The 23967-nt window shown below is 68.4% G+C and carries 18 protein-coding genes and 1 other annotated feature; of the genes, 5 read left to right on the forward strand and 13 right to left on the reverse strand.

The annotated features are described in order from the left end of the window. Positions 1-13: 13 nt before the first annotated feature. Complete coding sequence (locus tag P7A99_RS15915) at positions 14-1018, forward strand: LysR family transcriptional regulator (RefSeq protein WP_277794763.1); 1005 nt, start codon at positions 14-16, stop codon at positions 1016-1018. Here the strand turns inward: P7A99_RS15915 and P7A99_RS15920 are convergent. Beyond that, positions 993-1448, reverse strand: a complete 456-nt coding sequence (locus P7A99_RS15920; RefSeq protein WP_277794764.1) for a Rid family hydrolase — start codon at positions 1446-1448, stop codon at positions 993-995. The genes P7A99_RS15915 and P7A99_RS15920 overlap by 26 nt on opposite strands. Before the next feature lie 197 nt (positions 1449-1645). Here P7A99_RS15920 and P7A99_RS15925 point away from each other — a divergent pair, with 197 nt between their 5' ends. Further along, on the forward strand, positions 1646-2260 hold the full coding sequence (locus tag P7A99_RS15925; protein WP_277794765.1) for a helix-turn-helix transcriptional regulator: 615 nt from the start codon (positions 1646-1648) through the stop codon (positions 2258-2260). A gap of 5 nt (positions 2261-2265) precedes the next feature. Here P7A99_RS15925 and P7A99_RS15930 read toward each other — a convergent pair whose 3' ends face one another. Continuing rightward, the gene (locus tag P7A99_RS15930) at positions 2266-3723 is read right to left on the reverse strand and encodes a SulP family inorganic anion transporter (RefSeq protein WP_277794766.1); all 1458 of its coding nucleotides are present in this window, start codon (positions 3721-3723) and stop codon (positions 2266-2268) included. A gap of 45 nt (positions 3724-3768) precedes the next feature. Then, positions 3769-3822, reverse strand: a sequence feature (sul1 is cis-regulatory element that is thought to sense ions involved in sulfur or methionine metabolism; They are found in Alphaproteobacteria). Between the two features lie 162 nt (positions 3823-3984). On the opposite strand from P7A99_RS15930, the gene P7A99_RS15935 reads away from it, so the two are divergent. Next, positions 3985-6759 carry a M14 family metallopeptidase gene (locus P7A99_RS15935; protein ID WP_431307681.1) on the forward strand — a complete coding sequence of 925 codons (2775 nt, stop codon included), beginning with the start codon at positions 3985-3987 and terminating at the stop codon, positions 6757-6759. Between the two features lie 182 nt (positions 6760-6941). On the opposite strand, the gene P7A99_RS15940 is transcribed toward P7A99_RS15935, so the two are convergent. From P7A99_RS15940 to P7A99_RS15970, 7 genes are all read right to left on the reverse strand, one after another. Continuing rightward, positions 6942-8048 carry a sugar kinase gene (locus P7A99_RS15940; protein WP_277794768.1) on the reverse strand — a complete coding sequence of 369 codons (1107 nt, stop codon included), beginning with the start codon at positions 8046-8048 and terminating at the stop codon, positions 6942-6944. Further along, entirely contained in the window at positions 8048-8722 is a 675-nt protein-coding gene (locus tag P7A99_RS15945) for a bifunctional 4-hydroxy-2-oxoglutarate aldolase/2-dehydro-3-deoxy-phosphogluconate aldolase (protein WP_277794769.1), read from the reverse strand. The genes P7A99_RS15940 and P7A99_RS15945 overlap by 1 nt, the downstream gene beginning before the upstream one ends. Positions 8723-9254: 532 nt before the next feature. Next, entirely contained in the window at positions 9255-11981 is a 2727-nt protein-coding gene (gene ppc, locus P7A99_RS15950; RefSeq protein WP_277794770.1) for a phosphoenolpyruvate carboxylase, read from the reverse strand. A gap of 283 nt (positions 11982-12264) precedes the next feature. Beyond that, positions 12265-13020 (reverse strand): 2-dehydro-3-deoxy-D-gluconate 5-dehydrogenase KduD, encoded by a 756-nt coding sequence (kduD, locus tag P7A99_RS15955; protein WP_277794771.1) that lies wholly within the window; start codon positions 13018-13020, stop codon positions 12265-12267. A gap of 154 nt (positions 13021-13174) precedes the next feature. Then, a complete protein-coding gene (kduI, locus tag P7A99_RS15960; protein WP_277794772.1) occupies positions 13175-14017 on the reverse strand; it encodes a 5-dehydro-4-deoxy-D-glucuronate isomerase in 843 nt (280 codons plus the stop codon). A gap of 26 nt (positions 14018-14043) precedes the next feature. Next, a complete protein-coding gene (uxaC, locus tag P7A99_RS15965) occupies positions 14044-15498 on the reverse strand; it encodes a glucuronate isomerase (RefSeq protein ID WP_277794773.1) in 1455 nt (484 codons plus the stop codon). 105 nt (positions 15499-15603) lie between these two features. After that, positions 15604-16686, reverse strand: a complete 1083-nt coding sequence (locus tag P7A99_RS15970) for a LacI family DNA-binding transcriptional regulator (RefSeq protein ID WP_277794774.1) — start codon at positions 16684-16686, stop codon at positions 15604-15606. Positions 16687-16847: 161 nt separating this feature from the next. Here P7A99_RS15970 and P7A99_RS15975 point away from each other — a divergent pair, with 161 nt between their 5' ends. Next, entirely contained in the window at positions 16848-18356 is a 1509-nt protein-coding gene (locus tag P7A99_RS15975; RefSeq protein ID WP_277794775.1) for a UxaA family hydrolase, read from the forward strand. On the opposite strand, the gene P7A99_RS15980 is transcribed toward P7A99_RS15975, so the two are convergent. The 4 genes from P7A99_RS15980 to P7A99_RS15995 all read right to left on the reverse strand — a co-directional run bounded on the left by P7A99_RS15980 (position 18357) and on the right by P7A99_RS15995 (position 23057). Then, on the reverse strand, positions 18357-19793 hold the full coding sequence (locus tag P7A99_RS15980) for a serine hydrolase (RefSeq protein ID WP_277794776.1): 1437 nt from the start codon (positions 19791-19793) through the stop codon (positions 18357-18359). A 130-nt stretch (positions 19794-19923) separates the two neighbouring features. Next, the gene (locus tag P7A99_RS15985; RefSeq protein ID WP_277794777.1) at positions 19924-20223 is read right to left on the reverse strand and encodes a hypothetical protein; all 300 of its coding nucleotides are present in this window, start codon (positions 20221-20223) and stop codon (positions 19924-19926) included. A gap of 79 nt (positions 20224-20302) precedes the next feature. Further along, complete coding sequence (locus P7A99_RS15990) at positions 20303-21829, reverse strand: M20/M25/M40 family metallo-hydrolase (protein ID WP_277794778.1); 1527 nt, start codon at positions 21827-21829, stop codon at positions 20303-20305. 70 nt (positions 21830-21899) lie between these two features. Next, positions 21900-23057, reverse strand: coding sequence for an acyltransferase family protein (locus tag P7A99_RS15995; RefSeq protein WP_277794779.1), 1158 nt, complete (start codon positions 23055-23057; stop codon positions 21900-21902). Between the two features lie 128 nt (positions 23058-23185). On the opposite strand from P7A99_RS15995, the gene ygiD reads away from it, so the two are divergent. Next, a complete protein-coding gene (gene ygiD / locus P7A99_RS16000; protein WP_277794780.1) occupies positions 23186-23956 on the forward strand; it encodes a 4,5-DOPA dioxygenase extradiol in 771 nt (256 codons plus the stop codon). Positions 23957-23967: the final 11 nt, after the last annotated feature.

The following is a 23967-nucleotide window of genomic DNA, read 5'->3' on the forward strand; positions in this document are numbered from 1 at the left end:
TTGATGCGGAGAGTTGACGACGACCGAGCTTGAGCAAACGCGCCCTATGGGAGACCCGATCAGCAGGCTGTCATGGGACGACCTGCGCATTGTCCGGGCGATCGCCGAGACGGGCGCGCTGGCGGCCGCAGCCCACAGGCTTGGGATCAACGGCTCGACCATCGCGCGTCGCCTGTCGAAGGTGGAAGAGGTGCTGAGCGTGGCCCTCTTCGATCGGCGCCGGACGGGCTATGTCGCCACCGCTCAGGGCGAAGAGATCGTCGCCCTCGCCGAGCGCATGGAGCTTGATGTCGTCAGTGTCGCGCGGCGGGTTTCCGGCCACGCACAGGGCCATGCGGGCGAGCTCAGGATCACCACGAGCGATTCGATTCTGCTCTACTTCCTCACGCCCATGATCGCCTCGTTCCAGGCCCTGAACCCGGCGGTCCGGGTTGAGGTGAGCGTCGGCAACGGCGCCATGAACCTGGCGCGCGGCGAGGCTGATATCGCGATCCGGGCCACGGAGGCTCCGCCTGAGAACCTGTTCGGGCGGAAGGTCGCCACGATCGCCTGGGCCCCGTACTCGGCGTGTCCAGGCTCGATCGGCGGCGCCTGCCCCATCGCCGAACGCCAATGGGTGTCCTACGGGGGAAGGCTTTCGGGCCTGAAGGCCGCCGACCTGGTCGCCAAGCGCGCGCCAGCAGACAACGTGGCCTATCGCACCGACTCGGTGGCCGGCGCGGCGGCGGCGATCGCCGCAGGCCTGGGCGTGGGATATCTGCCTTGCATGATGGGCGACCTGTCGCCGGACATCGAGAGGGTCGGCCCCATCGAACCGGTGCTCAACGACGACCTATGGCTGCTGACCCACCCGGATATCCGCCGGTCGGGCCGGATCTACGCCTTCATGAGCCACTGTGTCGAAGCGATCAGCCAGCAGCGCGACCTCGTCGAGGGCCGCCTGGGCGCCGCCCACGACCCGCGAGCGACACCCGGCGGCCCCTGGCGTCCGCTCAGATTTCCGGCAGCACCGCGGTAAAGGTGATCTCGATGAGCTGCTCGGGGAACGCCAGCCGCGTCACGCCGATCAGGTTGCTGGCCACTTGGGGCCGCGCGACGTCGTAGGTCTCGCCCCGAACCTTGGCCGCTACGGCGAATGCGGCGTCCACGTCGAGCACGAAGAGCGTCTCCTCGACCACATTGTCCAGGCTGGCCCCGAACTGCGCCAAGAGCTTGGCCACATTGGCGTAGGTGGTCCTCATCTGCGCTTCCATGGCTGAAAACTCGGCCGGCTTGCCCTGGTCGTTCAGCGGCGCAGGCGCGACCAGCTTGCCGGCGCTGTCGTGGCTGAACTGGCCGGAGACCCGGATGACGTTTCCAACCTTGATCGCCTGAGCGTAGCCGTAGGCGTCTTCCCACGGCACGCCCAGATAGGCGGTTTCCTTCTTGATGGCTGCGGTGTTCGTCATGCCCGTCTCCTTGCAGTCCTGGCGTCCCGTTGCGGGGCTGGTCGGCAAGTGATGGCAAGAGTTCGGGGCGGCGCTCAAACTGCATTTATGCCGAATTGGTCGCGCTGAATTGCCGTTGGCCAGACGTGCGGGCGCTCCCTAACCATCCTGTCGACACGAGGCGGTTGGCCTCGCCTTGACTGGAAGCGTGGGTCGCCATGATCGCTGAATCTCTACCTCTTCGCACGTCGGCCCCGACTGAATTCGGCGCCGCGCAGCGACCCTTTTCCGGTTCGCTCATCGACGAACGCTGGCTGGAGGTGGAGCGCCGGGGAGCCGTTCCGGGACAAGCCCCGGATCTGGCGACGATCGACCTTCTGGTGCGCGAAAGCCTGGAACGTCTCGAAGACGACATGTCGGCGGCTCGCCGCTACCTGGCGGCCGCGCGGCGCCTGCTTTCGCCTGACGACGACAGCCGACCTGGCGGTCTTCTGCCTTGGCAGGTCAAGCGTGTCGGCCGCTACATCGACGAGCGGATCGAACGCCGGATCACCCTGGCCGAGGCGGCCGAACAGGTGCGGCTGAGCACGAGCCATTTCTCCCGCTGCTTCCGCGTCAGCTTCGGCTTGCCCTTCACCAAGCATGTGACGCGCAAGCGCATCGAGCGTGCGCGCTGGCTGATGATCACAGGCGACCACAGCCTGGGCCAGATCGCGCTCGCCTGCGGCTTCGCCGATCAGGCCCATTTCACGCGCGCCTTCAACAATCTGACTGGAGAGGCTCCGGGCAGGTGGCGCCGACAGGTGACGGAAGGCGAGCATCTGCGGCAGTGAGGGTCTCAGCGCGCCGCCGCCTCGCCCAGCCTAGCCACCAGCGCTGAACCCGCCTCGTCCAGGCCCAGCACCTCCACCGCCGCGCCCTGGCGCCGATAGCGCAGCACCACCTTGTCGAGCGCGCCGACGGCGGTGAGGTCCCATAGGCGCACACCGGTCATGTCGATCTCGACGCGCTCGGGATGACCATGGAACTCGAAGCCGGCGGCGAACAGCTCGGCCGAGACAAAGAACAGCTGGCCTTCCACGACGTAGCGGCGGGCGGTCTGCGTGCTGTCGGCGCGCTCGGTGACGCTGATCATCTTCCCCACCTTGCGGGCGAAAAACAGCACGCTGAGCAGCACGCCCAGCACGACGCCCTTGGCCAGGTCGTGGGTGATCAGCACCGTCACGGTGGTGGCCAGCATGACGATGGTCGATTGTAGGGGCGTCGAGCGCAGCTTGCGCACCGAGTTCCAGTCGAAGGTGGTGAAGGCGACCATGATCATCACCGCCACCAGGGCGGCCATGGGGATTTTCGCCACCCAGTCGCGCAGGACGAGGATCAGGATCAGCAGGAAGAGGCCCGCCCAGAAGGTCGACAGGCGCGAGCGGCCGCCGGATTTGACGTTGATGATCGACTGGCCGATCAGGGCGCAGCCGGCCATACCGCCCAGCAGGGGCGAGACGATGTTGGCGATGCCCTGCCCCCGGGTCTCGCGGTCCTTGTCGGACGGGCTATCGGTCAGGTCGTCGAGCAGGTTGGCGGTCAGCAGGCTTTCCAGCAGGCCGACGAAGGCCAGGGTCAGCGAGACCGGGGCGATGATCTTCAGGGTCTCCAGCGTCAGCGGTACGGCCGGCAGGTGGAAGTGCGGCAGGGCCGTGGGCAGCTGGCCCATGTCGCCGACGGTGCGCACCGGCAGGTTCAGGGCGATGGCCACGGCGCTGAGCGCCAGGATCGCCACCAGCGACGACGGCACGGCCTTGGTCAGGCGCGGGAACAGATAGATGATCGCCAGGCCCGCCCCCACCAGGGCGAAAGTCTGCCAGTTGCCGCCGATCAGCTGGGGCATCTGGGCCATGAAGATCAGGATGGCCAGCGAGTTGACGAAACCGCTCATCACCGACCGCGACACGAACTTCACGTAGCGGCCCAGGCGCAGCAGGCCGATGACGATCTGGATGACGCCGGTCAGCAGGCTGGCGGCGAACAGGTACTCGACGCCGTGCTCGCGCACGAGGCCGCCCATCAACAGCGACATGGCCCCGGTGGCGGCCGAGATCATCGCCGGCCGGCCGCCGACGAAGGCGATGGTCATGGCGATGACGAACGAGGCGTAGAGGGTCACGGCCGGATCGACGCCGGCGATGAACGCGAAGGCCAGGGCCTCGGGGATCAGGGCCAGGGCGACGACCGTGCCGGCCAGCAGGTCGCGGCCAGGATTGGCGAGCCATTGCTGGCGCGTCTTGGCGAGGAAGCTCATGGGATCGGTCTTGCGTGGTGCGGCGGCGCGCGATCGCGCCGCGAAGGTTTCCCGAGGGATCGGCGCCCGGGGTAGCCATCCGGCGAGGCCGGATCCGTTGTGCGGCTTGGTGATGCCGCATCCGGCGGCGCAGGGCAAGCACCCCGCCGGCGAACTATTTTTGCGCCTGCGCTGGTCCAACTTGCGGTTTCGTGCTCCGCCTGCGTCAAGCTTAGGGGGCCGGCGAAAAAGCGCGCCCCGCTTTGGTGGATGGGGAGTGCGATGACGCGACACGTAGCGATGGCCGGGGCCGCCCTGGCGCTGGTGATGAGTTTCGGCGGAACGGCCGCCTATGCCGCCGGCGAGATCACCCCGCCCGCCAAGGCCTTCGCCCAAGATCCGGGCAGCGACTACTTCCTGGCCGACTACACCGCCTACGAGGCCTATCTGAAGACCCTGGCCGGCCAGTCCGACCGCATGAAGCTGGTCGATATCGGCAAGTCCGAGGAAGGCCGCACCCAGTGGGTGGCCATCGTCTCCTCGCCCGCCAACCTCGCCAAGCTGGACGAGTACAAGGCCATCGCCCGCAAGCTGGCCAAGGGCGAAGTCAGCAAGGAAGAGGCCGAGAAGCTGGCCGCGACCGGCAAGGCCGTGGTGTGGATCGACGCCGGCATGCACGCCACCGAGACGGTGACCTCGCAGGGCCAGATCCAGGTGCTGTACCGGATGCTGACCAAGACCGATCCCGAGACGATGCGCATCCTCGACGACGTCATCGTGCTGTTCGGCCACGACAATCCCGACGGCATGGAGCTGGTCTCGGACTGGTACATGCGCAACGCCGACCCGCAGAAGCGCGAGTACAACTCGATCCCGCGCCTCTATCAGAAGTACGTCGGCCACGACAACAACCGCGACAGCTTCATGTCGCAGATGTCGGAAACCACCAACGTCAACAAGGTGCTGTTCCGCGAGTGGTATCCGCAGATCATCTACAACCAGCACCAGCCGGCCCCGAACGGCATGGTGGTGTTCGTCCCGCCGTTCCGCGACCCGTTCAACTACAACTACGACCCGCTGGTCATGACCTCGCTGCAGGAAGTCGGCATGGCCATGCACAGCCGCCTGGTGGCCGAGGACAAGCCGGGCTCGGGCGCCCGCAGCGCCGCCCCCTACTCGACCTGGCACAACGGCATGGAACGCTCCATCGCCTACTTCCACAACGCCGTGGGCCTGCTGACCGAGATCACCGGCGGTCCGACGCCGATGCCGCTGAACCTGGTGCCGGACGTGCAGCTGCCCAACGGCGATCGCCCGATGCCCGCCCCGCCGCAGACCTGGCGCCTGGCCCAGACGGTCGAGTACCAGTGGAGCCTGGACCGCGCGGTGATGGACTACGCCTCGCGCAACCGCGAGCGCATGCTGTTCAACATCTGGAAGATGGCCAGCAACTCGATCGCCAAGGGCAGCAAGGACAGCTGGACTATCACCCCGACCGAGATCGACGACCTGAAGGCCGCCGGCGCCAAGGTGAAGTTCGAGGGCAAGGTCACCAGCTCGCCGACCTCGGCCTCGGTTGATCCGTCGCTCTACAAGACCATCCTTCAGGCCCCGGAGAAGCGTGATCCGCGCGGCTACATCCTGACCGCCGACCAGGCCGACAAGCCGACGGTGGTGGCGTTCCTGAACGCCCTGATCAAGGCCGGCGTCGACGTCGACGAGGCCACCAAGCCCTTCACCGTGGCCGGCAAGACCTATCCGGCCGGCTCCTATGTGGTGAAGACCGCCCAGGCCTATCGCCCGCACATCCTCGACATGTTCGAGCCGCAGGACCACCCGCACGACGCCGAGTATCCGGGCGGCCCGCCCAAGGCGCCCTACGACGTCACCGGCTACACCCTGGCCTACCAGACGGGCGCGAAGTTCGACCGCGTGCTCGACGGCTTCGACGGGCCGTTCCAGCGCGTGCCCGACCTGATCGCCGTCAAGCCGGGCGCCGTGAAGGGCTCGGGGAAGGCCGGCTGGCTGATCGACCACGCCCCCAACAACGCCTTCACCCTGACCAACCGCCTGCTGAAGGCCGGCGCCCAGGTCTCCTGGCTGAAGGACGGCGCCAAGGCCGGCAAGCAGAGCTTCGCCGCCGGCGCCATCTGGGTCCCCTACTCGCCCGCCGCCGCCAGCGTGATCAACGCCGGCGTCAAGGAACTGGGCATCGACGCCTGGGCCACGGGCGCGAAGCCGGGCGGCTCGGCCCTGCCGCTGAAGCCGATCCGCGTCGGCCTGGTGGACGTCTATGGCGGCTCGATGCCGTCGGGCTGGAACCGCTGGATGTTCGAGAAGTTCGAAGCGCCCTTCCAGGTCGTCTACCCGCAGCGCCTGGACGCTGGCGACCTGGCCAAGGACTTCGACGTGCTGGTGTTCGCCGACGGCGTGGTTCCGGCCACGCCCGGCGGTCCGTTCCGCGCCGGCCGCGGCTATCCGCAGCCCAAGGCCGAGGACATCCCGGCCGAGTACCATTCGTGGCTGGGCACGGTGACCGACGAGACCACCATTCCGCAGCTCAAGGCCTTCGCCGAGAACGGCGGCACGGTGATCGCCATCGGCGCCTCCACGCGCCTGGCCACCGCCTTCGGCGCGCCGGTCGAGGTGGCCACGGCCAAGACCGAGAACGGTAAGCTGGTGGGCCTGTCGACCAAGGAGCTCTACATCCCCGGTTCGGTGCTGCGGGCCAAGGTCGACGTCACCCAGCCGCTGGCCTACGGCATCCCCGCGGACGTGGACATCTTCTACGACCGCTCGCCGACCTTCACCCTGAAGTCGGACGCCAAGGGCGTTTCGAAGGTTTCGTGGTTCGATACCGACAAGCCGCTGCGCAGCGGCTGGGCCGTCGGCCAGGAGCGCCTGAAGGACACCACCGCGATCCTCGACGTCGACGTGGGCAAGGGCAAGCTGTTCGTCATGGGCCCGGAAATCACCCAGCGGGCGCAGTCGTACGGGACCTTCAAGTTCCTGTTCAACGGCATGCTGTACGGGCCGGCGGTCAGCGCGGGGAAGTAGGCCTTCGGCCCTTCTCCCCTTGCGGGAGAAGGTGTCGCCGCAAGGCGACGGATGAGGGGTAGCACCCACGAAAAACGCCGCGACAGCCGATCGGCCGTCGCGGCGTTTGACGTTTGAGAGACCCCTCACCCGACCTCCCTCCGGGAGGCCACCCTCTCCCGCAAGGGGGAGAGGGATCGGGATCAGCGAATAACCCGAGCCCCCGCGCCCTTCACCAGGGCCTCGACCTCCTTCAGGCGCACCATCGAGGTGTCGCCCGGGGTGGTCATGGCCAGGGCCGCGTGGGCCGCGCCGTAGTCGACGGCGGCTTGCGGGCCGAGGTTCTCCATCAGGGCGTAGGCCAGGCCCGAGGCGAAGCCGTCACCGCCGCCGATGCGGTCGTAGATGGCCAGGCCGTCGCGCATCGGGGCCTCGTAGAAGGCTCCGTCGGCCCACAGGATGGCGCCGAAGTCGTTGACGCTGGCCGAGCGCACCGCCCGCAGGGTGGTGGCCAGCACCTTCAGGTTCGGGAACGCCTTCACCGCCTGCGGAGCCAGGGTCTTGAAGTTCTTGGGGTCGGTGGGCTCGAGACCCTTCACCAGACCGTCGATCTCCATCCCCAGGCACACGACGAAGTCATGATCGTTGCCGATCATCACGTCGGTCATGGCGGCGATCTTGCGGTTCAGGGCCTGGGCGGCATCGAGGCCGCCGCGGTCCTTCCACAGCGAGGCGCGGTAGTTCTGGTCGAAGCTGACGATAACGCCGTACTTCTTGGCGACTTCCAGGGCCTCCAGCACCACCTCGGCGGTATTGCTGGCCAGGGCCGTGAACACGCCGCCGGTGTGGAACCAGCGCACGCCCTCCTCGCCGAACAGCCGCTCCCAGTCGATCTCGCCGGGGCGCAGTTGCGAAGCCGCCGAGTTGGCGCGGTCGGAAACGCCCAGCGCCGGGCGCACGCCGAAGCCGCGCTCGGTGAAGTTCAGGCCCACTCGGGTGTTGCGGCCCAGGCCGTCGAACTCGCGCCAGACCACGTGGGACATGTCCACGCCGCCCTGGCCGATCAGGTCCTGGACCAGCCAGCCCAGGTCGCTGTCGGGCAGGGCCGTGGCGACGGTGGCGCGCTTGCCCCAGCACTTGCTCATGCCGCGGGCGAAGTTGTACTCGCCGCCGCCTTCCCAGACCTGGAACTGGCGGGCGTTGCGCACTCGCCCGTCGCCGGGATCGAGCCTCAGCATCACCTCGCCGAGGGCCGCGCAGTCCCAGCGGGTCTCGGACGCCGGGCGAAGCTTAAGGATCGGATCGCTCATCAGGCCTTGCCGCGCACCTTGGCGATCAGGTCGACCGTCTCGCGCACCTTCTTGGCGATGCCGGCGTAGTCCTTGGCGTCGAGGGCTTCCTGGGTGATCAGCTTGGAGCCCATGCCGGCGGCGACGATGCCCGCGCCGAACCACTTCTTGATCGAGGCCTCGTCCGGATCGACGCCGCCCGTCGGCATGATCTTGGTCCAGGGCATCGGGCCCATCACGGCCTTGATGAAGTCCGGGCCGCCGACCGACGAGCCGGGGAACACCTTGACGATCTCGCAGCCCAGTTCCTGGGCGTAGGAGATCTCGGTCGCCGAGCCGCAGCCGGGGCTGTAGGGGATCATGCGGCGGTTGCAGAGCTTGGCCACGTCGGCGTTGACGATCGGGCTGACCATGAACTTGGCGCCGTTGGCGATGTAGAGGCCGGCGGTCGGCGCATCGACGATCGAGCCGACGCCCATGATCACGCGCGGATCGGCCGAGGCGAAGTGCTTGGTGACTTCGTAGAAGACGTTGGCCGCGAAGTCGCCGCGGTTGGTGAACTCGATGCAGGGCGCGCCGCCGTCGGCGCAGGCCTGGATGACGTTCTTACAGATCTCGACGTCCGGGTGGTAGAACACCGGCACCACGCCTTGGGTCTCAAGGGCCTGCAGCACCGCCATACGGTTCTTCAGCATTCTCGTACTCCTCCCGGAAAGGGCCGTTCTTGCGCGAGGCGCCGCCGTGGCGCGCCGCGCGTGGAAGATCTGTTCGGGCGATCCCTTAGCCCGCGCGCGCGACTTGCGCCACAGGGCGTGGCTGCCGCCGCGTCACTTTCCGCCCGCCCCCTGCCCCCGACGAAATAAAGGGCGCCGAGCCAAGGCCCGGCGCGCACCCCGAGGTAAAATGAAGGGCGTCGAGCTAAAGCTCGACGCCCTTGGAAAGTTTGCGCAGGAGCGAACTCAAAGAGCCGCAGGACGCCGGGTCGGGGGAGCCGACCCAAAACGTCGTGACACCGGTATCAATCAGAGCCCGGCTCGTTTTGTCACCGGTGTCATAGACAGATAAGCGCAGTTTCGACATTTGAGCAAGCCCGTAGAAAACGCAGGTTCGCGAGCGGGGCGTTTTTGACGAGTGCGCGGAATTTCGCCGGAGCGTGGCAGCCGAAAGTGGCGACGGTTTCGGCGCCCGCCACGCTCCAGTCTATTGATCCGCGCCCGCGCTCCTCGATCAACCTGTGTTGCGCAGGCCCGCCGCGATGCCGGCCACGGTCAGCTGGATGGCCAGACGCACGTCCTCCGCCTGCTCGCCGCCGCGACGGCGGGCCAGCAGCTCCAGTTGCAGGTGGTTCAGCGGGTCGACCGAGTGGCCGGCCAGGGCCACCGACTCCGCCAGCTCCGGCTGGTTGTCGAGCAGGCTCGCGCCGCCGCGGATGGCCAGGGCGATCTCGGCGGCCTTGTCGTGCTCGCGCTTGATCGTCTCGAAGATCCGCTGGGCGTTGGCCTGGTCGGGCGACAGGGCCACGTAGCGGGCGGCGATGCCCATGTGGCTCTGGGCCAGGGCCAGCTCCATGTTCGACAGCAGCGAGGCGAAGAAGTCGAAGTCGCCGGCCAGGTCCTGCAACTGGCCCGTCGACAGGCCCGCACGCTCGACGCCCGAGGCGAAGCCGTACCAGCCCGGCAGCATGAAGCGGGCCTGCGACCAGCTGAACACCCACGGGATGGCCCGCAGGTCCTCGATCTTGCGGCTGGCGGTGCGCGAGGCCGGGCGGCTGCCGATGTTCAGGCCCACGATCTCGCCGATCGGGGTGGCTGACCAGAAGAAGTCCTCGAAGGCCGGATCGTCATAGACGAGGGCGCGGTAGCCCTCGAACGAGGCCTGGGCCAGGGCGGTCATGGCGCTCTCGACCTTGGGGTCGGGGCGATTGACGTCGCGCTGGCTGGACTGGACCACGGCGGCGGCCAGGCCGTCGAGGTTGCGGCGCGCGGTGGGCTGGTCGCCGAAGCGGCGGGCGATCATCTCGCCCTGCTCGGTCATGCGGATGCGGCCCTGCACGGTGCCGGCCGGCTGGGCCAGCACGGCCTCGGCGGCCGGTCCGCCGCCCCGCCCGACGCTGCCGCCGCGGCCGTGGAACAGCTGGATGCCCACGCCCATGCGGTCAGCCTCGAACGCCAGGGCCGAAGCGCCGCGCGCCACGCCCCGACGCGAGGCGACATAGCCGCCGTCCTTGTTGCTGTCGGAGTAGCCGAGCATGATCTCCTGCACCGGCCGGTCGCCCAGGATGGTGCGGCTGATCGGCAGCTCCAGCCACTGGCGCAGCACGCGCGGACCGTTCTCGAGGTCTTCGATGGTCTCGAACAGCGGGGCGATCTTCAGCGACGAGCGCGGCGCGGCCCCGCCCCAGACGAGGCCCACCTGCTTGAGCAGGACGAGCGGCTCGAGGATATCCGACAGGGTGGCGGACTTGGAGATGATGTAGGCGCCGATGCAGGCGTGGCCGTAGTCGCGCACGGCCTGGGCGGCGGCTTCCATCGTGGCCAGTTCCTTGGCCGTCTCCTCGCCATAGGCGGTGAACGGCGAGACCAGGGGCCGCTGGTGCGACAGCTCCTCGATCAGCAGCTTGGAGCGGGCTTCCTCGTCGAGGTCGAGGTAGCGCACGCCCGAGCCCGAGCGCTGATAGAGCTCGTGGATGGTGCGCTCGTGGACGTCGGCGTTCTGGCGCAGGTCCAGGCTCATCAGGTGGAAGCCGCAGGCCTTGGCCACGGCGACCAGGGTGCGCAGCGAGGCGCCGACCAGGCGCTCGCCGCCGTTGGCTTCCAGCGACTCGATGATGATCTGCAGGTCGGCGACGAAGGCGTCGGGGTGGGCGTAGGGCTCGACGTCCGTGCGGCTGGTGGCGTAGGCCACCCACTGGCCGGTCAGCTTCTGCGACACGGCGGTGAGGCGGTCGAAGATCAGCTCCAGAGCCAGGCGGTAGGGCTCGTCCAGGCGGTGCACCGACGGATCCTTGGCCTGGGACGCCAGGGCCAGCAACTCGTCGGAGACGGGGGTGTAGGCGGTCGAGACGGCGAGGTTCGACCACAGCTTGCGCACCTCGCCGGCGTACCAGTCGAGGATCACCCGCGACTGCGACGACAGGGCCAGCTTCAGGGTGTCGCCATTGACGCCGGGGTGACCGTCGCGGTCGCCGCCCAGCCACGAACCCATCTTCAGGAGCGGGGCGATATGGCCGTGGCTGCCGATCTTGCCCGACCATTCCTCGTAGAGATCGACCATGGCCGGCAGGATCGAGGTGCGGACGATCGACAGGGCGTTGCGGATCTCGTCCTTCACGGTGATCCGCTCGGGGCGATAGAGGCGCGTGCGCCACATCAGGGCGATCTCGCGGAACAGGCGCTCGCGGATGTCGGCTTCCAGGTCGGCCGGCAGGTGATGGCGGCGCAGGGTCATCAGGCGCGAGATCTCGGTCTCGCGGTCGACCATGCTGCGACGGCGCACTTCGGTCGGGTGGGCGGTCAGCACCGGCACCACGTTCATGGCGGCGAAGATCTTGGCGAGTTCGGCGTCGGTCTTGCCCGAGGCCTTCAGGGCCGCGACGGCGTCGACCAGGGTGCGGGCGCGCTCGTCGCCGGGACGGGCGTCGGCCTCGGCGTGGCGGCGGCGGCCGGCGACGTCCTCGCCGATATTGGCCAGCAGCGAGTGGCTGGCGAAAGCCCGCGCCAGGAACACCGCCTGGTCATTGGAGAGGCCTTCGAACAGATGGTCGAGACCCGGGGCCTCGCCCTCGTCGGTCTCGTGCGCGGCGGCTTTGCGGGCTTTGCTGACAAGGCCGGCGGCCTCCTCCCCTTCCAGATAGCCGATGGCTTCAATCAGCAGGTCGCCAAGCAGATTGGCGTTCTGCCGGACATCACGGCTGGTGGGACGGCTGGCGCCGAGGGAGAGGGCCGAGTCGCGCATGCGCATGCTCCATCACCACCGCCAGGGAGAGCGGTGGATCGTCGGGACTGTAAGAACTGATCTAACGGTTCTCGCGTTCAGCCCGGCCCGGTCGAACGCTGTGCGGGCTCTACAGGCCTTCTTCGCCTTGGGGAAGCGGCGCGATGAAATGGTTGCGCTACCATCGTTCGACGGCGCGCTTTTTATGCGTGAGGCGTATTGATCCCGCCTCGAAACGAAAATCCCCGCGAAGTCGCCTTCGCGGGGATCGTTCGGTCTGGTGACGGCCCGAACGCCGCCAGCCTTAGCGGGCCAGCCAGCCGCCGTCGACCGGCAGGGTCACGCCCTGGACGTAGTCGGCGGCCGACGAGGCCAGGAACACGGCAGCCCCGCCCAGGTCTTCCGGACGACCCCAGCGGCCGGCCGGGATGCGGGCCAGGATCGAGGCGTTGCGGTCGGCGTCGGCGCGCAGGGCCTCGGTGTTGTTGGTGTCGAAATAGCCGGGCGCGATGGCGTTGACGTTGATGCCCTTGGTCGCCCACTCGTTGGCCAGGATCTTGGTCAGGCCGGCCAGGCCCGACTTGGCGGCCGTGTACGACGGCACGCGAATGCCGCCCTGGAAGGACAGCAGGCTGGCGATGTTGATCACCTTGCCGCCGCCCTGGGTCAGGGCCTGCTTGGCGAAGGCTTGCGTGAGGAAGAAGACGACCTTGAGGTTGGTGTCCATCACCGCGTCCCAGTCGGCTTCCGAGAACTCGATCGAGTCGGCGCGACGGATGATGCCGGCGTTGTTGACCAGAATGTCGACCTTGCCGAAGGCGGCGACGGTTTCGTCGACCACGCGCTGCACGGGTTCGGTAGTCGAGAAGTCGGCCTTGATCGACACGAACTTGCGGCCCAGCGCCTCGACGGCGGCCTTGGTGTCGGTCGGTTCGCTGCGGCCCGCGGCGGCGATGTCGGCGCCGGCTTGAGCGAGCGCGATGGCGATCCCCTGCCCGATGCCGGTGTTGGCGCCGGTGACGAGCGCGACCTTGCCTTCGAGGCTGAACGGATTGGCCATTTTATCTGCTTCCTGATCCCAATTGCTTCATCCCGGACGGCTCGAAAGCCGATCGGGACCAAGGGTGGCGCATGGCTGCGCCCCCAGGGTCCCGGCTCTACGCTTTGCTCCGGCCGGGATGACGGCCGGAGCAGCGCGGGTGGCGTGCTTACGCCTACTTCAGCTGGCAGATGTCCAGCACGTTCATGTCGGTGTAGTCGAGGTTCTCGCCGCCCATCGCCCAGATGAAGGTGTAGTTGGCGGTGCCCGAACCCATGTGGATCGACCACGGCGGGCTCATGACGGCTTCTTCGTTGGCCATCACGATGTGACGCATTTCGTCCGGCTCGCCCATGTAGTGGAACACGCGGTCGTTCTCGCCCAGACCGAAGTAGAAGTAGGCTTCCGAGCGGCGGTCGTGCAGGTGGGGCGGCATGGTGTTCCAGACGCTGCCCGGCTTCAGGACGGTCATGCCCAGCAGCAGCTGAGCCGACTTGCAGGTGGTCGGGACGATGTACTGGTAGATGGTGCGCTCGTTGCTGGTCTCGAGAGCGCCGCGCTCCAGCGGGATGGCGTCGGCGAAGGCCAGCTTCTTGGTTTCGAACGAGGCGTGCGCCGGCAGGCTGACCAGGTAGAAGCGGGCGGCTTCGCCATTCACGCCTTCGAAGGTCACGTCCTTGGCGCCCATGGTGACGTACAGGCCGTCACGCGGAACGATGTCGTAGACGACGCCGTCGACGGTGATCTTGCCGGTGGTCTCGCCGACGTTGATCACGCCCAGTTCGCGGCGCTCCAGGAACGGGTGGCCGGCGGCCGAGGCGGGCTCGGTCTGGTCGGGCAGCTTCACGGCGGTCGAGGCGACGACGCCGCCGATCACGAAGCGTTCGGCGTGGTTGTAGTTCAGGACGATCTCGCCTTCGACGAAGAGGTCCTGCATCAGGTAGCGGTCGCGCAGGTCGTCGTTGCTGACGGCGAACATCATGTCCGGATGAGTGGCGTGGTAGGTCTTGGCGAACATCGTTGTTTACTCCGGAAGTGGTGTTCTTATTCGGCAGCGAGGGCCGGGGCCGGGAGAGGCCGCGGCTGATCGAGCTTGTAGGCCTTCTTAGGCAGATTGTACGTCAGGTCTACGATGAGCTCCTGAGCTTCCACCAAATCCATGCGGTGCTCGCTCACCATGCGCGCCAGGAAGGCGCTGTCGACGCGACGGGCGACATCGTGGCGGGCGGGGATCGACAGGAAGGCGCGGGTGTCGTCGTTGAAGCCGACGGTATTGTAGAAGCCCGCGGTCTCGGTGACCTGCTCGCGGAAGCGCATCATGCCTTCCGGGCTGTCGTGGAACCACCAGGAGGGGCCCAGCTTCAGCACCGGATAGTGGCCGGCCAGCGGGGCCAGCTCGCGGCTGTAGGTCGTCTCGTCCAGCGTGAACAGGATCACCGACAGGCGCTTGTCGTTGCCCAAGCGGGTCAGCAGCGGCTTCAGCGCATCGACATATTCCGTGCGCATCGGAATGTCGGCGCCCTTGTCGCGGCCGTGCGATTCCAACAGGCCCACGTTGTGGTTGCGGTGCGAGCCGGGGTGGATCTGCATCACCAGGCCGTCCTCGAGGCTCATCTTGGCCATCTCGGTCAGCATCTGGGCGCGGAACAGCTCGGCCTTCTGCGGCGTGACGTTCCCCTTCACCAGGTCGGCGAACAGGGCTTCCGTCTCGGCGTCCGACAGGTCGGCGGTGGCGGCGGTCGGGTGGCCGTGGTCGGACGAGGTGGCGCCGGCCTCGATGAAGGCCTTGCGGCGCAGGCGGTGGGCTTCGAGATAGCCCTTCCAGCTGTAGACGTCCTGGCCCGAGATCTCGGCGAAGCGTTCGAAGGCGCGCGGGCTGCGCTCGTCCTCGAAGTCGATGACCGCGTCGGGGCGATAGGCGGTGATGACGTGACCGCCCCACCCGCTCTCGCGGATAGCCTTGTGGTGCTTCAGCGGATCATGGGGCCCCTCGGTGGTGGCCAGGGTCTCGATGTTGAAGCGGTCGAACAGGGCGCGCGGACGGAAGGCGTCGGTGGCCAGGGCCTCGTTGATGCCGTCGAAATAAGCGTCGGCGTTGTCCTCGCCGAGGAACTCGGTGAAGCCGAACACCTTGCTGAACACGTGGTTCAGCCAGATCCACGACGGCGTGCCGCGGAAGAGATGGAAGTTCTGGGCGAACAGCTTCCAGGCCGCGCGCGGATCGGTGGCCGGCACGCCCGACTTGCGCGGCACCTTCAGGTCGTCCAGCGCCACGCCCTGGCTGTAGAGCATGCGGAAGACGTAGTGGTCGGGCGCCAGCAGAAGGTCGGTGGCGTCGCGGAACGGCTCGTTGGTGGCGAACCAGGCCGGATCGGTGTGGCCGTGCGGGCTGATGATCGGCAGGGCCGCGACCGTCGAGTAGAGCTCGCGGGCGATGCCGCGGACGGTCGGATCGGCCGGGAACAGGCGATCGTCGTGCAAAATCAGGGGCCGGGCCATGGCGTGTCTCCTCGTCCCTTCGCCGGCGGCTGCTAGACGGCCGCTTCGTGGCGCTTGGTAACCGGTGTCAAAGTTCGGTGCAAGGTGCAGGGCGCGCGGCGCACCCTACACTTTCTTCGGTGGGGCGGAAGACTCGCGCGTCACCAGATAGGGGATGGTCTTGGCCGGATCGCCCGGCTCGTAGCCCTCGCGGGCGATCAGCTTCTCGGCGGCCATGCGGCCCACTTCGCGCGTCGGAATGTGGATCGTGGTCAGCGGCGGCCAGACGGCCTGGGCGATCTGGAAGTCGTCGAAGCCGACGACGGTCAGGTCTTCCGGCACCGTCAGGCCGGCGCGTCGGGCGGCCTGCAGCACGCCGGCGGCCATTTCGTCGTTGCCCGCGAAGATGGCGGTCGGGCGCGGGGTCTTGGCCAGCAGCGCCTCGCCGCAGGCCAGGCCCGATTCGAAGGTATAGGCCCCCTGCACCACATAGTCGGGGTCGAGCTTCACGCCGGCCTTGGCCAGGGCGTCTTCGAAGCCCCCTCGCCGCTCGTGCGACGAACGGAAGCTGGGCAGGCCGGTGATGAAGCCGATGCGCTCGTGGCCAAGCGACACCAGGTGCTCGCCCATGGCCTGGGCGCCCAGCCGGTCATGACCGACAATCATGTGTTCTTCTTCGTCGAGCGGGACCGAGGCGATGCGGATGTACTCGCAGCCGATGTCGCGCAGCAGGTCGGCGACGCGCTCGTCTTCCGACACCGACGGGGGCAGGACCACGCCGAACAGCTTCTGCCGCTCGATGAACATCCGCACGTCCTGCAGGAAGGTGGGGCTGGAGCGATCGCACGGGTGAACCACCAGCTCGAAGCCCGAGCCGCGCATGCCGTCCAGCAGGCCCAGCTGCATGTTCACGACATACTGCGGATTGGGGTTGTCGTAGATCATGCCGATCAGGAACGAGCGGCGGAACGCCAGGCCGCGGGCCTGGGGATCGGGGGCGTAGCCCCACTCGGCGATCACCGCCTCGATCCGCACCCGCGTCTCTTCGCGGACGAACGGCGACTGGTTGATCACCCTCGAAACGGTCTTCTTGGAGACCCCGGCCAGGCGGGCGATGTCGTTGATGGTGGCGCGGCGTCGGCCGCTTTCCAGCGCGGCGTTCACATCCGACTCGTCGGCGGACTTGTTGGGCGTCTTTGACGAGGTCACGGCGTTTCCATGCGGCGGATGTTCTTTTCTTTTGTCATACTCCAGCGTCGAAAGCGTCGCCAATCTGCGGCTGAAAGCGCGCTGGCGAAGCCCTTGACACCGGTTTCCACTCCCTTAGGACCGGATGGCAACACAAAAAGTCGCAAAGACAAAGACCCCAGATGAGCGAAACGGCCACTCTTCCCGGCGAATCGATCCACGGCGTCGATCCGCGCGACCACGTCGCCACCGCCTTGCGCCCCTTGTCGGCCGGCGAGACCGTCGACCTGCACGGCCAGGCGATCCAGGTCCGCAGCGATATTCCCAAGGGCCACAAGATCGCCGTCCGACCGGCGGCCAAAGGCGAGGACGTGCTGAAATACGGCTGGCCGATCGGCCGGGCCACGACCGACATCGCCGTCGGCGACCACGTTCACGTCCACAATGTCGAGACGCGGCTCTCGGGCGTCGAAGGCTATGACTACGCCCCGGCCGAGACCGACAACACCGAGGTGGTCGGCGACCGCACCTTCCTGGGCTATCGCCGCAAGAACGGCCGGGTGGGAACGCGCAACGAGATCTGGGTGCTGTGCACCGTCGGCTGCGTGGCCAACACCGCCCGCCGCATCGCCGAGAAGGCCAATGCCCGCTTCGCCGGCCGCGTGGACGGCGTCTTCGCCTTCCCCCACCCGTTCGGCTGCTCGCAGCTGGGCGATGACCTGTCGCACACCCGCCAACTGATCGCCGGCCTAGCCGCCCACCCCAACGCCGGCGGCGTGCTGATCCTGGGCCTGGGTTGCGAGAACAACCAGTTGAAGGCGCTGCTTGAGAGCGCCCCAGACCTGGATGCCGAGCGCCTGCGCTCGTTCACCACCCAGTTCGTGGAAGACGAGTACGAACAGGGCCTGGAGGCCATCGAGGCGCTCATCGAGATCGCCGAGAAGGACCACCGCGAGCCCGCGCCGATCTCCGAATTGGTGGTCGGCCTGAAGTGCGGCGGCTCGGACGGCTTTTCGGGCGTCACCGCCAACCCGCTGGTCGGCCGCATCGCCGATAAGCTGGCCGCTGCGGGCGGCACGCCGGTGCTGACCGAAATCCCCGAGGTGTTCGGCGCAGAGAACGTGCTGCTGCAAAGGGCTGCAAGCCGCGAGATCTTCGACGAGGCCGTCGAGGTGATCGACGACTTCAAGCGCTACTTTATCGACAACCACCAGCCCATCTACGAGAACCCCTCGCCCGGCAACATCGCCGGCGGCATCACCACCCTGGAAGAGAAGTCCCTGGGCGCGGTGCAGAAGGGCGGCCGCGCGCCGCTGGTCGAGGTGCTGCGCTACGGCGAGCGGGTCGGCCCGCACGGCCTGACCTTGCTGGAGGCCCCCGGCAACGACGCGGTGTCGTCCACGGCCCTGACGGCGGCCGGCGCTACCGTGATCCTGTTCACCACCGGCCGCGGCACGCCGCTAGGCTTCCCGGCGCCGACACTGAAGATCGCCTCAAACAGCGGCCTGGCCGCCCGCAAGCCGTCGTGGATCGACTTCGACGCCGGGGTGGTGCTGGACGGCCAGACCATGGACCAGGCCGCCGACTCGCTGCTCGACCTGGTGGTCGCCACCGCGTCGGGCCAGGAGACCAAGGCCGAGCGCAACGGCGAGCGCGAGATCGCCATCTGGAAATCGGGCGTGACCCTCTAGCTAGGGCAAACGCGGCGCCGGCGTGTTCTGGCCGTTCTGGTGCAGGGTCACGCTGCTCGCGCGTCCATCCGCGCCGATGGTGAAGGTCAGCTGTGCGTCGACCACCCTGGTGAAGAAGGCCGTCGGCCCCTCGGCGAATATCTCGATACGGGGCTGTCCGGTCAGTTGGCCGAACATCCGCTGGTCCTCCCGCGTGATGGTCAGCACCGCGCCAGGCGCCAGCATGTAGCGCCCGGTCAGCCCGTCCAGCACGGCCGGCGGCAAGGTCTTGGCCTCGCGGACCTTGAGCTTGGGCGCGGTCTTCAGCGGCCCGCCGGTCAGCAGGTGCAGGCCCAGGTCCTCGACGCCCATGACGCCGGCGGTGTTGCTCAGCACCACCACGCCCAACCCGGTCAGCCGGTCGAAGCCGACGAAGGTCTGGAAGCCCATGGTACCGCCGCCGTGGCTGACGATCTCGCCCTTGGGCGTCATGGCGACGTGCCAGCCGAGCGCGACCTGGACGTCGCCGCCCACCGCACGCCGGGGAACCAGCTGGTCGGCCATGGCGGCCCTCAGCGGCGTGTCGACATAGCCCAGCTCGGCGGCCAGCAGTTTCAGCAGGTCGTCGGCCGACGACCGCAGGCCGCCGGCCCCCGCCAGGGTCGTCAGATCCCAGTGCGGCGTGATCGCCAGGCCCGCGGTGTGGCCCGGCGAGAAGCGGGCCTCGAGCGCCGGCGACAGCCTGATCGCCGTGCTCGACATGCCCAGCGGCGCCAGCACCCGCTTGTGCAGCACCGTCTCGTAGTCGCCGCCGGCGCGCTGGCCCAGCGCCCAGCCCAGCAGTCCGACGCCCAGGTTTGAGTATTCGTAGGTCACGCCGATATCGCGCGTCAGAGTGTGACTCCGCAGGAAGGCGTCCAGCAGGTCGGGGCCGTAGTCGGCGTAAGGATTGAGCGGATCGGCCATCGGCATGTTGTCCGCCAGCCGGGGCAGGCCCGAAGTATGGGTCGCCAGGTCGATCAGGGTGATGGCCTTGCCGTTGCGCTCTGGCGCGACCGAGCCGGCGGGCAGAAGCGCGACGACGGGTTCGTCCAGCCGAACCTCACCGCGCCGGACCATGTCGGCCAGCAGCAGGCCGGTGAAGGCCTTGGTGACCGACCCGATCTCGAACAGGGTCGCGCCGTCGACAGGGCGGGGATCGGCCCCGTCGCGGACGCCGTGGGCGACAACCCGCCGCCCCTTGGCGTCGATGACCCCGACGACGATGCCGGCGGCCTGCTTGTCGACATCGACCCGCTGGACCAGCAGTCGGCGGATGGCCGCGTCGGACAGGCGCGTTTCGGCGGCTACGGGGGCGTCGGCGGTCTGGGCCACGGCGGGCATGGCGCCGAGCAGTACGGCGGCGGCCAACCTCCTGGACAGGACGACGCTCAAGGCGGCCACGGCGACTTTCCGCATGTTTCCCCTTCCCCCGCGCCTGCACGCGCTGGAGCCACGCTCTCACTATGGTTGTGGAGCCCCTGCGAGGAAAGGTCGTTCGGCCATGGGACCGGAGGCCGGACGGCGGCTCACCGCCGCCCGGACCAGATCAGTGGGCGGCGTCCTTGGCCTTCTCACCGGCGTCCTCGGCCTTGTCGCCGGCCTTCTCGGCCGCCTCGCCCGCAGCGGCGGCGGCGTCGCCGGCCGCCTTGGCGGTTGAGGTGTCGCCGGCGGCGGCGGCATCGGCGCTGGCGTCGGCGGCCGTGTTGGCGGCGCTCGACGCCTGGGCCGCGGCCTCGGCCGCCTTCTGGCTTTCGACCGAAGCCTCGGCGGCCTTCTCGGTCTTGTTCTCGCAGGCGGTGACGGTCAGGGCGACCGCGGCCAGGCCGACCAGCAGGGCGTGACGCATGTGGATTCTCCCAAGCGAGCTTCGCCGGTCTGTCGCCGGCTAGGGCTCAACCACATGCGCCGTGGTTCGTTCCCTGCCGCTACCTGGCCTCGGCGATCTCGTACATCAGGTCGACATAGCTCATCGCGCCGCCAACCAGCCCCTGAACCTTGGGGTTGCTGCTCTCGATCACGTAGTACTCGTTGGGCGCATGAGCGCCGCTGCCGTGGCCCAGGCCGAACTGGCCGGCCGGCAGGCTGACGGGCGCCGAGGTGAACACCGTGCCAGGCCACGACCCCGCCGAGCGCGGATAAAGCGTGGCCGGCACGCCCGCCCGCTCGTAGACCTTCAGCTGGGCGCGGATCAGGCGGCTGTTCTCGTCGGTCTCGGTGGGATCATAGCCGCCGCTGACATTGACCTCGATGTCGGGGAAGCCCCGCTTGTCGAGATGCGCCCGCAGCTTGGCCACGGCGTCGTCCTTGGTCATGTTCGGCACCAGGCGCAGGTCGATCTTGGCGACCGCCCGGCCCGGCAGCACGGTTTTGCCGCCGGGGCCGGTATAGCCGGAGACCAGCCCCTCGATATTGACCGTCGGCTGCGAGGCCAGGCGTTCCAGCGCCTTCTCCCACGGCAGGTCATCGATCCAACGGTCGACGCCCAGGATGCGCTTGGCCTCGGCCTCGTTGATGCGCTGGGCGGCCAGGCCGATCAGCTCCTTCTCGCGGGCGGTCAGCGGACGCACCTTCTCGAACCAGCCCTCGATGGCCGGGGTGTTGCCGTCCGGCGTGACCAGGGTGGTCAGGGCCTGGACCAGCCGCCAGGCGGGGCTGTCGACGCGGGCCTTCTCGCTGGAATGGATGTCGGTCTTGGGGCCCCGGCCCCACTTGGCGCCGCTGGACACCAGTTCCAGCTCGACGATGCCCTTGGCGCCCAGGTTGACGCTGACGCCGCCGTTGCCCGGGCTCTGCCAGCCGGCCGGGATGATCACGCCCTCGCACTTCTTCAGCGCCGCAAGCACGTTGGGCTTGGTGACGACCTGGCGGAAGTGCGGGCTGCCGATCTCCTCCTCGCCCTCGCAGACCAGGACGAGGTTCACCGGCGGCTTCTTGCCGGCGGCGCGGATGGCGTGCAGGGCGGCCAGCAGCGAGGCCTGCGGCCCCTTCTGGTTCACTGCCCCGCGCCCGACGATCACCTTGCCGAAGCCGGGCTTGTCGACGATCCGCGCCTCCAGCGGCGGCGAGCTCCATTCGGCCGGGTCGTACTGCTTGACGTCGTACATGAAGTAGATGGCCAGCCAGCGCTTGGCGCCGACGTCGAGCACGCCGAACACGCCCGGCGCGCCGTCGGTGGGGATCTTCTCGACGCCCGTGAAGCCGGCGTCGCTGGCCAGGGCCATCATGTAGTCGGCGCCCTTGTCCATGTCGCGGTTCTCGGCGGCGATCGACGGCAGGGCGATCCAGTCCTGGATGCGCTTGACCGCGGCGTCGTAGCCGGCCTCGGCGGCCTTGCGGATCGCGGCCGTGTCGGCGTCTCGAGCGGACGGCTTGGCGGCGGCCAGGCCCGGGGCCATGAGGGTGGCGGCGGCCGCGCCGGTCATCAGCGCGCGGCGGCTAGGAGCGTCGAACATCGGATTCCCCACTGAACTCTGCGTGGAGACGATAGGAGGGCACGACTCGCCGGCGAGCAAGCGCTCGGCTTCAGCCCCGGCCGCGCACCCACGGCATGATGCGGTCCTGCACGGGCTGGTCGACATAGGTGTGGAACAGCCAGGCCGCGCCGATGGCCAGCGGGAAGCCGGCCAGCCACATCAGCCACTGCCAGCCGATGCCGATCGGCACGGTGTCGATCAGCTTGTGCACGGCGCTCCAGTAGATCACGCCGACCAGGATGTGGGTGATGAACAGGGCGAAGGAGAGCTTGGCGCCCTCCTCGATCCAGGCCTTGGGATGCTTCACCGGCAGGCGGCCGGCGCCGAGGATGATCGCGGCCAGGCAGGTCAGGCTGGGCAGGTCGAAGCGGCCGATGACTTGCAGGATGACCAAGCCCATGCAGCCCAGCGTCAGCAGCACCTTGGCCTGGCGTTCCGACGGCCAGGAGAGCTCGACCGCCCGCGCCAGGCACAGGCCCAGCAGGAAGAGCGGAATGGCCCGCAGCACGCCGATGCGCAGCGGCAGGTCGGAAAGGCCGATCGGCACCTCGGCGAAACCGAAGCCGTTGGTGCGGCGGGCGGCGACGTCGAACAGCACCACGACCACGGCGGCCAGAACGATCGGCAGCCAGGGGCGGCGGGTGGCGCTGGCGGCGCGCCAGAACCAGGGAAACAGGGCGTAGCAGACGATCAGCGCCGACAGCGACCAGCTGGGCAGGTTCCAGCCGTCGCTGTTGAAGCCCCAGGCGTGCATCAGCATCGCCTGCAGCGGCAGCTGGTCCCAGGCGAAGCGCGAGGGCTTGTGGGCGTCGGTGCCGACCAGGTTCAGGGCGAAGACGAGCCCGGCCATGGCCGCCAGCACCATCAGGTGGCCCGGCCAGACGCGGGTGGCGCGGCGCAGCCAGAACTGGAAGTGGGTGATGCGGCCGGAGATGGCCGAAGGTCCGTAGGCGCGACCCAGGACGTAGCCCGACAGCATCAGGAAGAAGTCGGTAGCTAGGTAGCCGCGCGCGAACACCGGGTGGAAGCGCTCTATCCGCAGCGGGCTCTCGGCGCCGAAGTGGTAGACCACGATCAGCAGGGCGGCCAGCAGGCGAAGCAGGTCCAGCGCGCCGCCGCGCGTAGCCGGCCGGGTCGAATGGCTGACCGAAGACGCGACTGGGGCGACCGACGAGGCCGACTCCGGGGATGACTGGGAGGTGCTCACGACCGCAGGCCTTAACAAAGCCGAGCCTCGGGGGGAAGCGGCGGAAGGTCGCGCTGTGGCGTGCTTGACCACCGAGGCGCGAGCGCCCATCTGTAACTGCGTAAGTTTCTATTCGGATATCCGCCGCCATGACCCGCATGCCCGTCCTCTTCATCGGCCACGGCTCGCCGATGAACGCCATCGAGGACAACGCCTGGAGCCGCGCCTGGGCGCAGCTGGGCCGCGACCTGCCGCGCCCCAAGGCCGTGCTGATGGTCAGCGCCCATTGGGAGACCATGGGCGGCACGGCGCTCAGCGCGTCGGAACGCCCAGAGACCATCCACGATTTCGGCGGCTTCCCGCAGGCGCTGTTCGACGTGCAGTATCGGGCGCCGGGCGATCCGGCCCTGGCGCAGCGCGCCGCCGAGCTGCTCGCTCCGCAGCGCACCGTGCAGCATCCGACCCGCGGCCTCGACCATGGCGCCTGGAGCGTGCTGGCGCCGATGTATCCCGACGCCGACGTGCCGGTGGTGCAGCTCAGCATCGACCGCGGCCAGCCCAACGCCTGGCACTACGAGGCCGGCCGCAAGCTGGCGGCCCTCCGCGACGAGGGCGTGCTGATCATCGGCAGCGGCGACATCGTCCACAATCTGCGGGCCGTGAACTTCCGCACCGGCGAGACACCCGACTGGGCCCCGCGCTTCAACGAAGCCGCCAAGGCCCTGATCACGGCCGGCGACCACCAGCCGCTGATCGACTGGGAGAGCCTGGGCCCGGACGCGGCGCTGTCGATCAACAGCGCCGAACACTATCTGCCCCTGCTCTACGTGCTGGGAGCGCAGGGCAAGGACGAGCCGGTGTCGTTCTTCGCCGACGACGTCTTCGCGGCGATCTCGATGACGGGCGTGCAGGTGGGCTGAGGGCCAGCGTG

The organism is Caulobacter endophyticus, assembly GCF_029543245.1.
GTDB classification, from domain to species: Bacteria; Pseudomonadota; Alphaproteobacteria; order Caulobacterales; family Caulobacteraceae; genus Caulobacter; species Caulobacter endophyticus_A.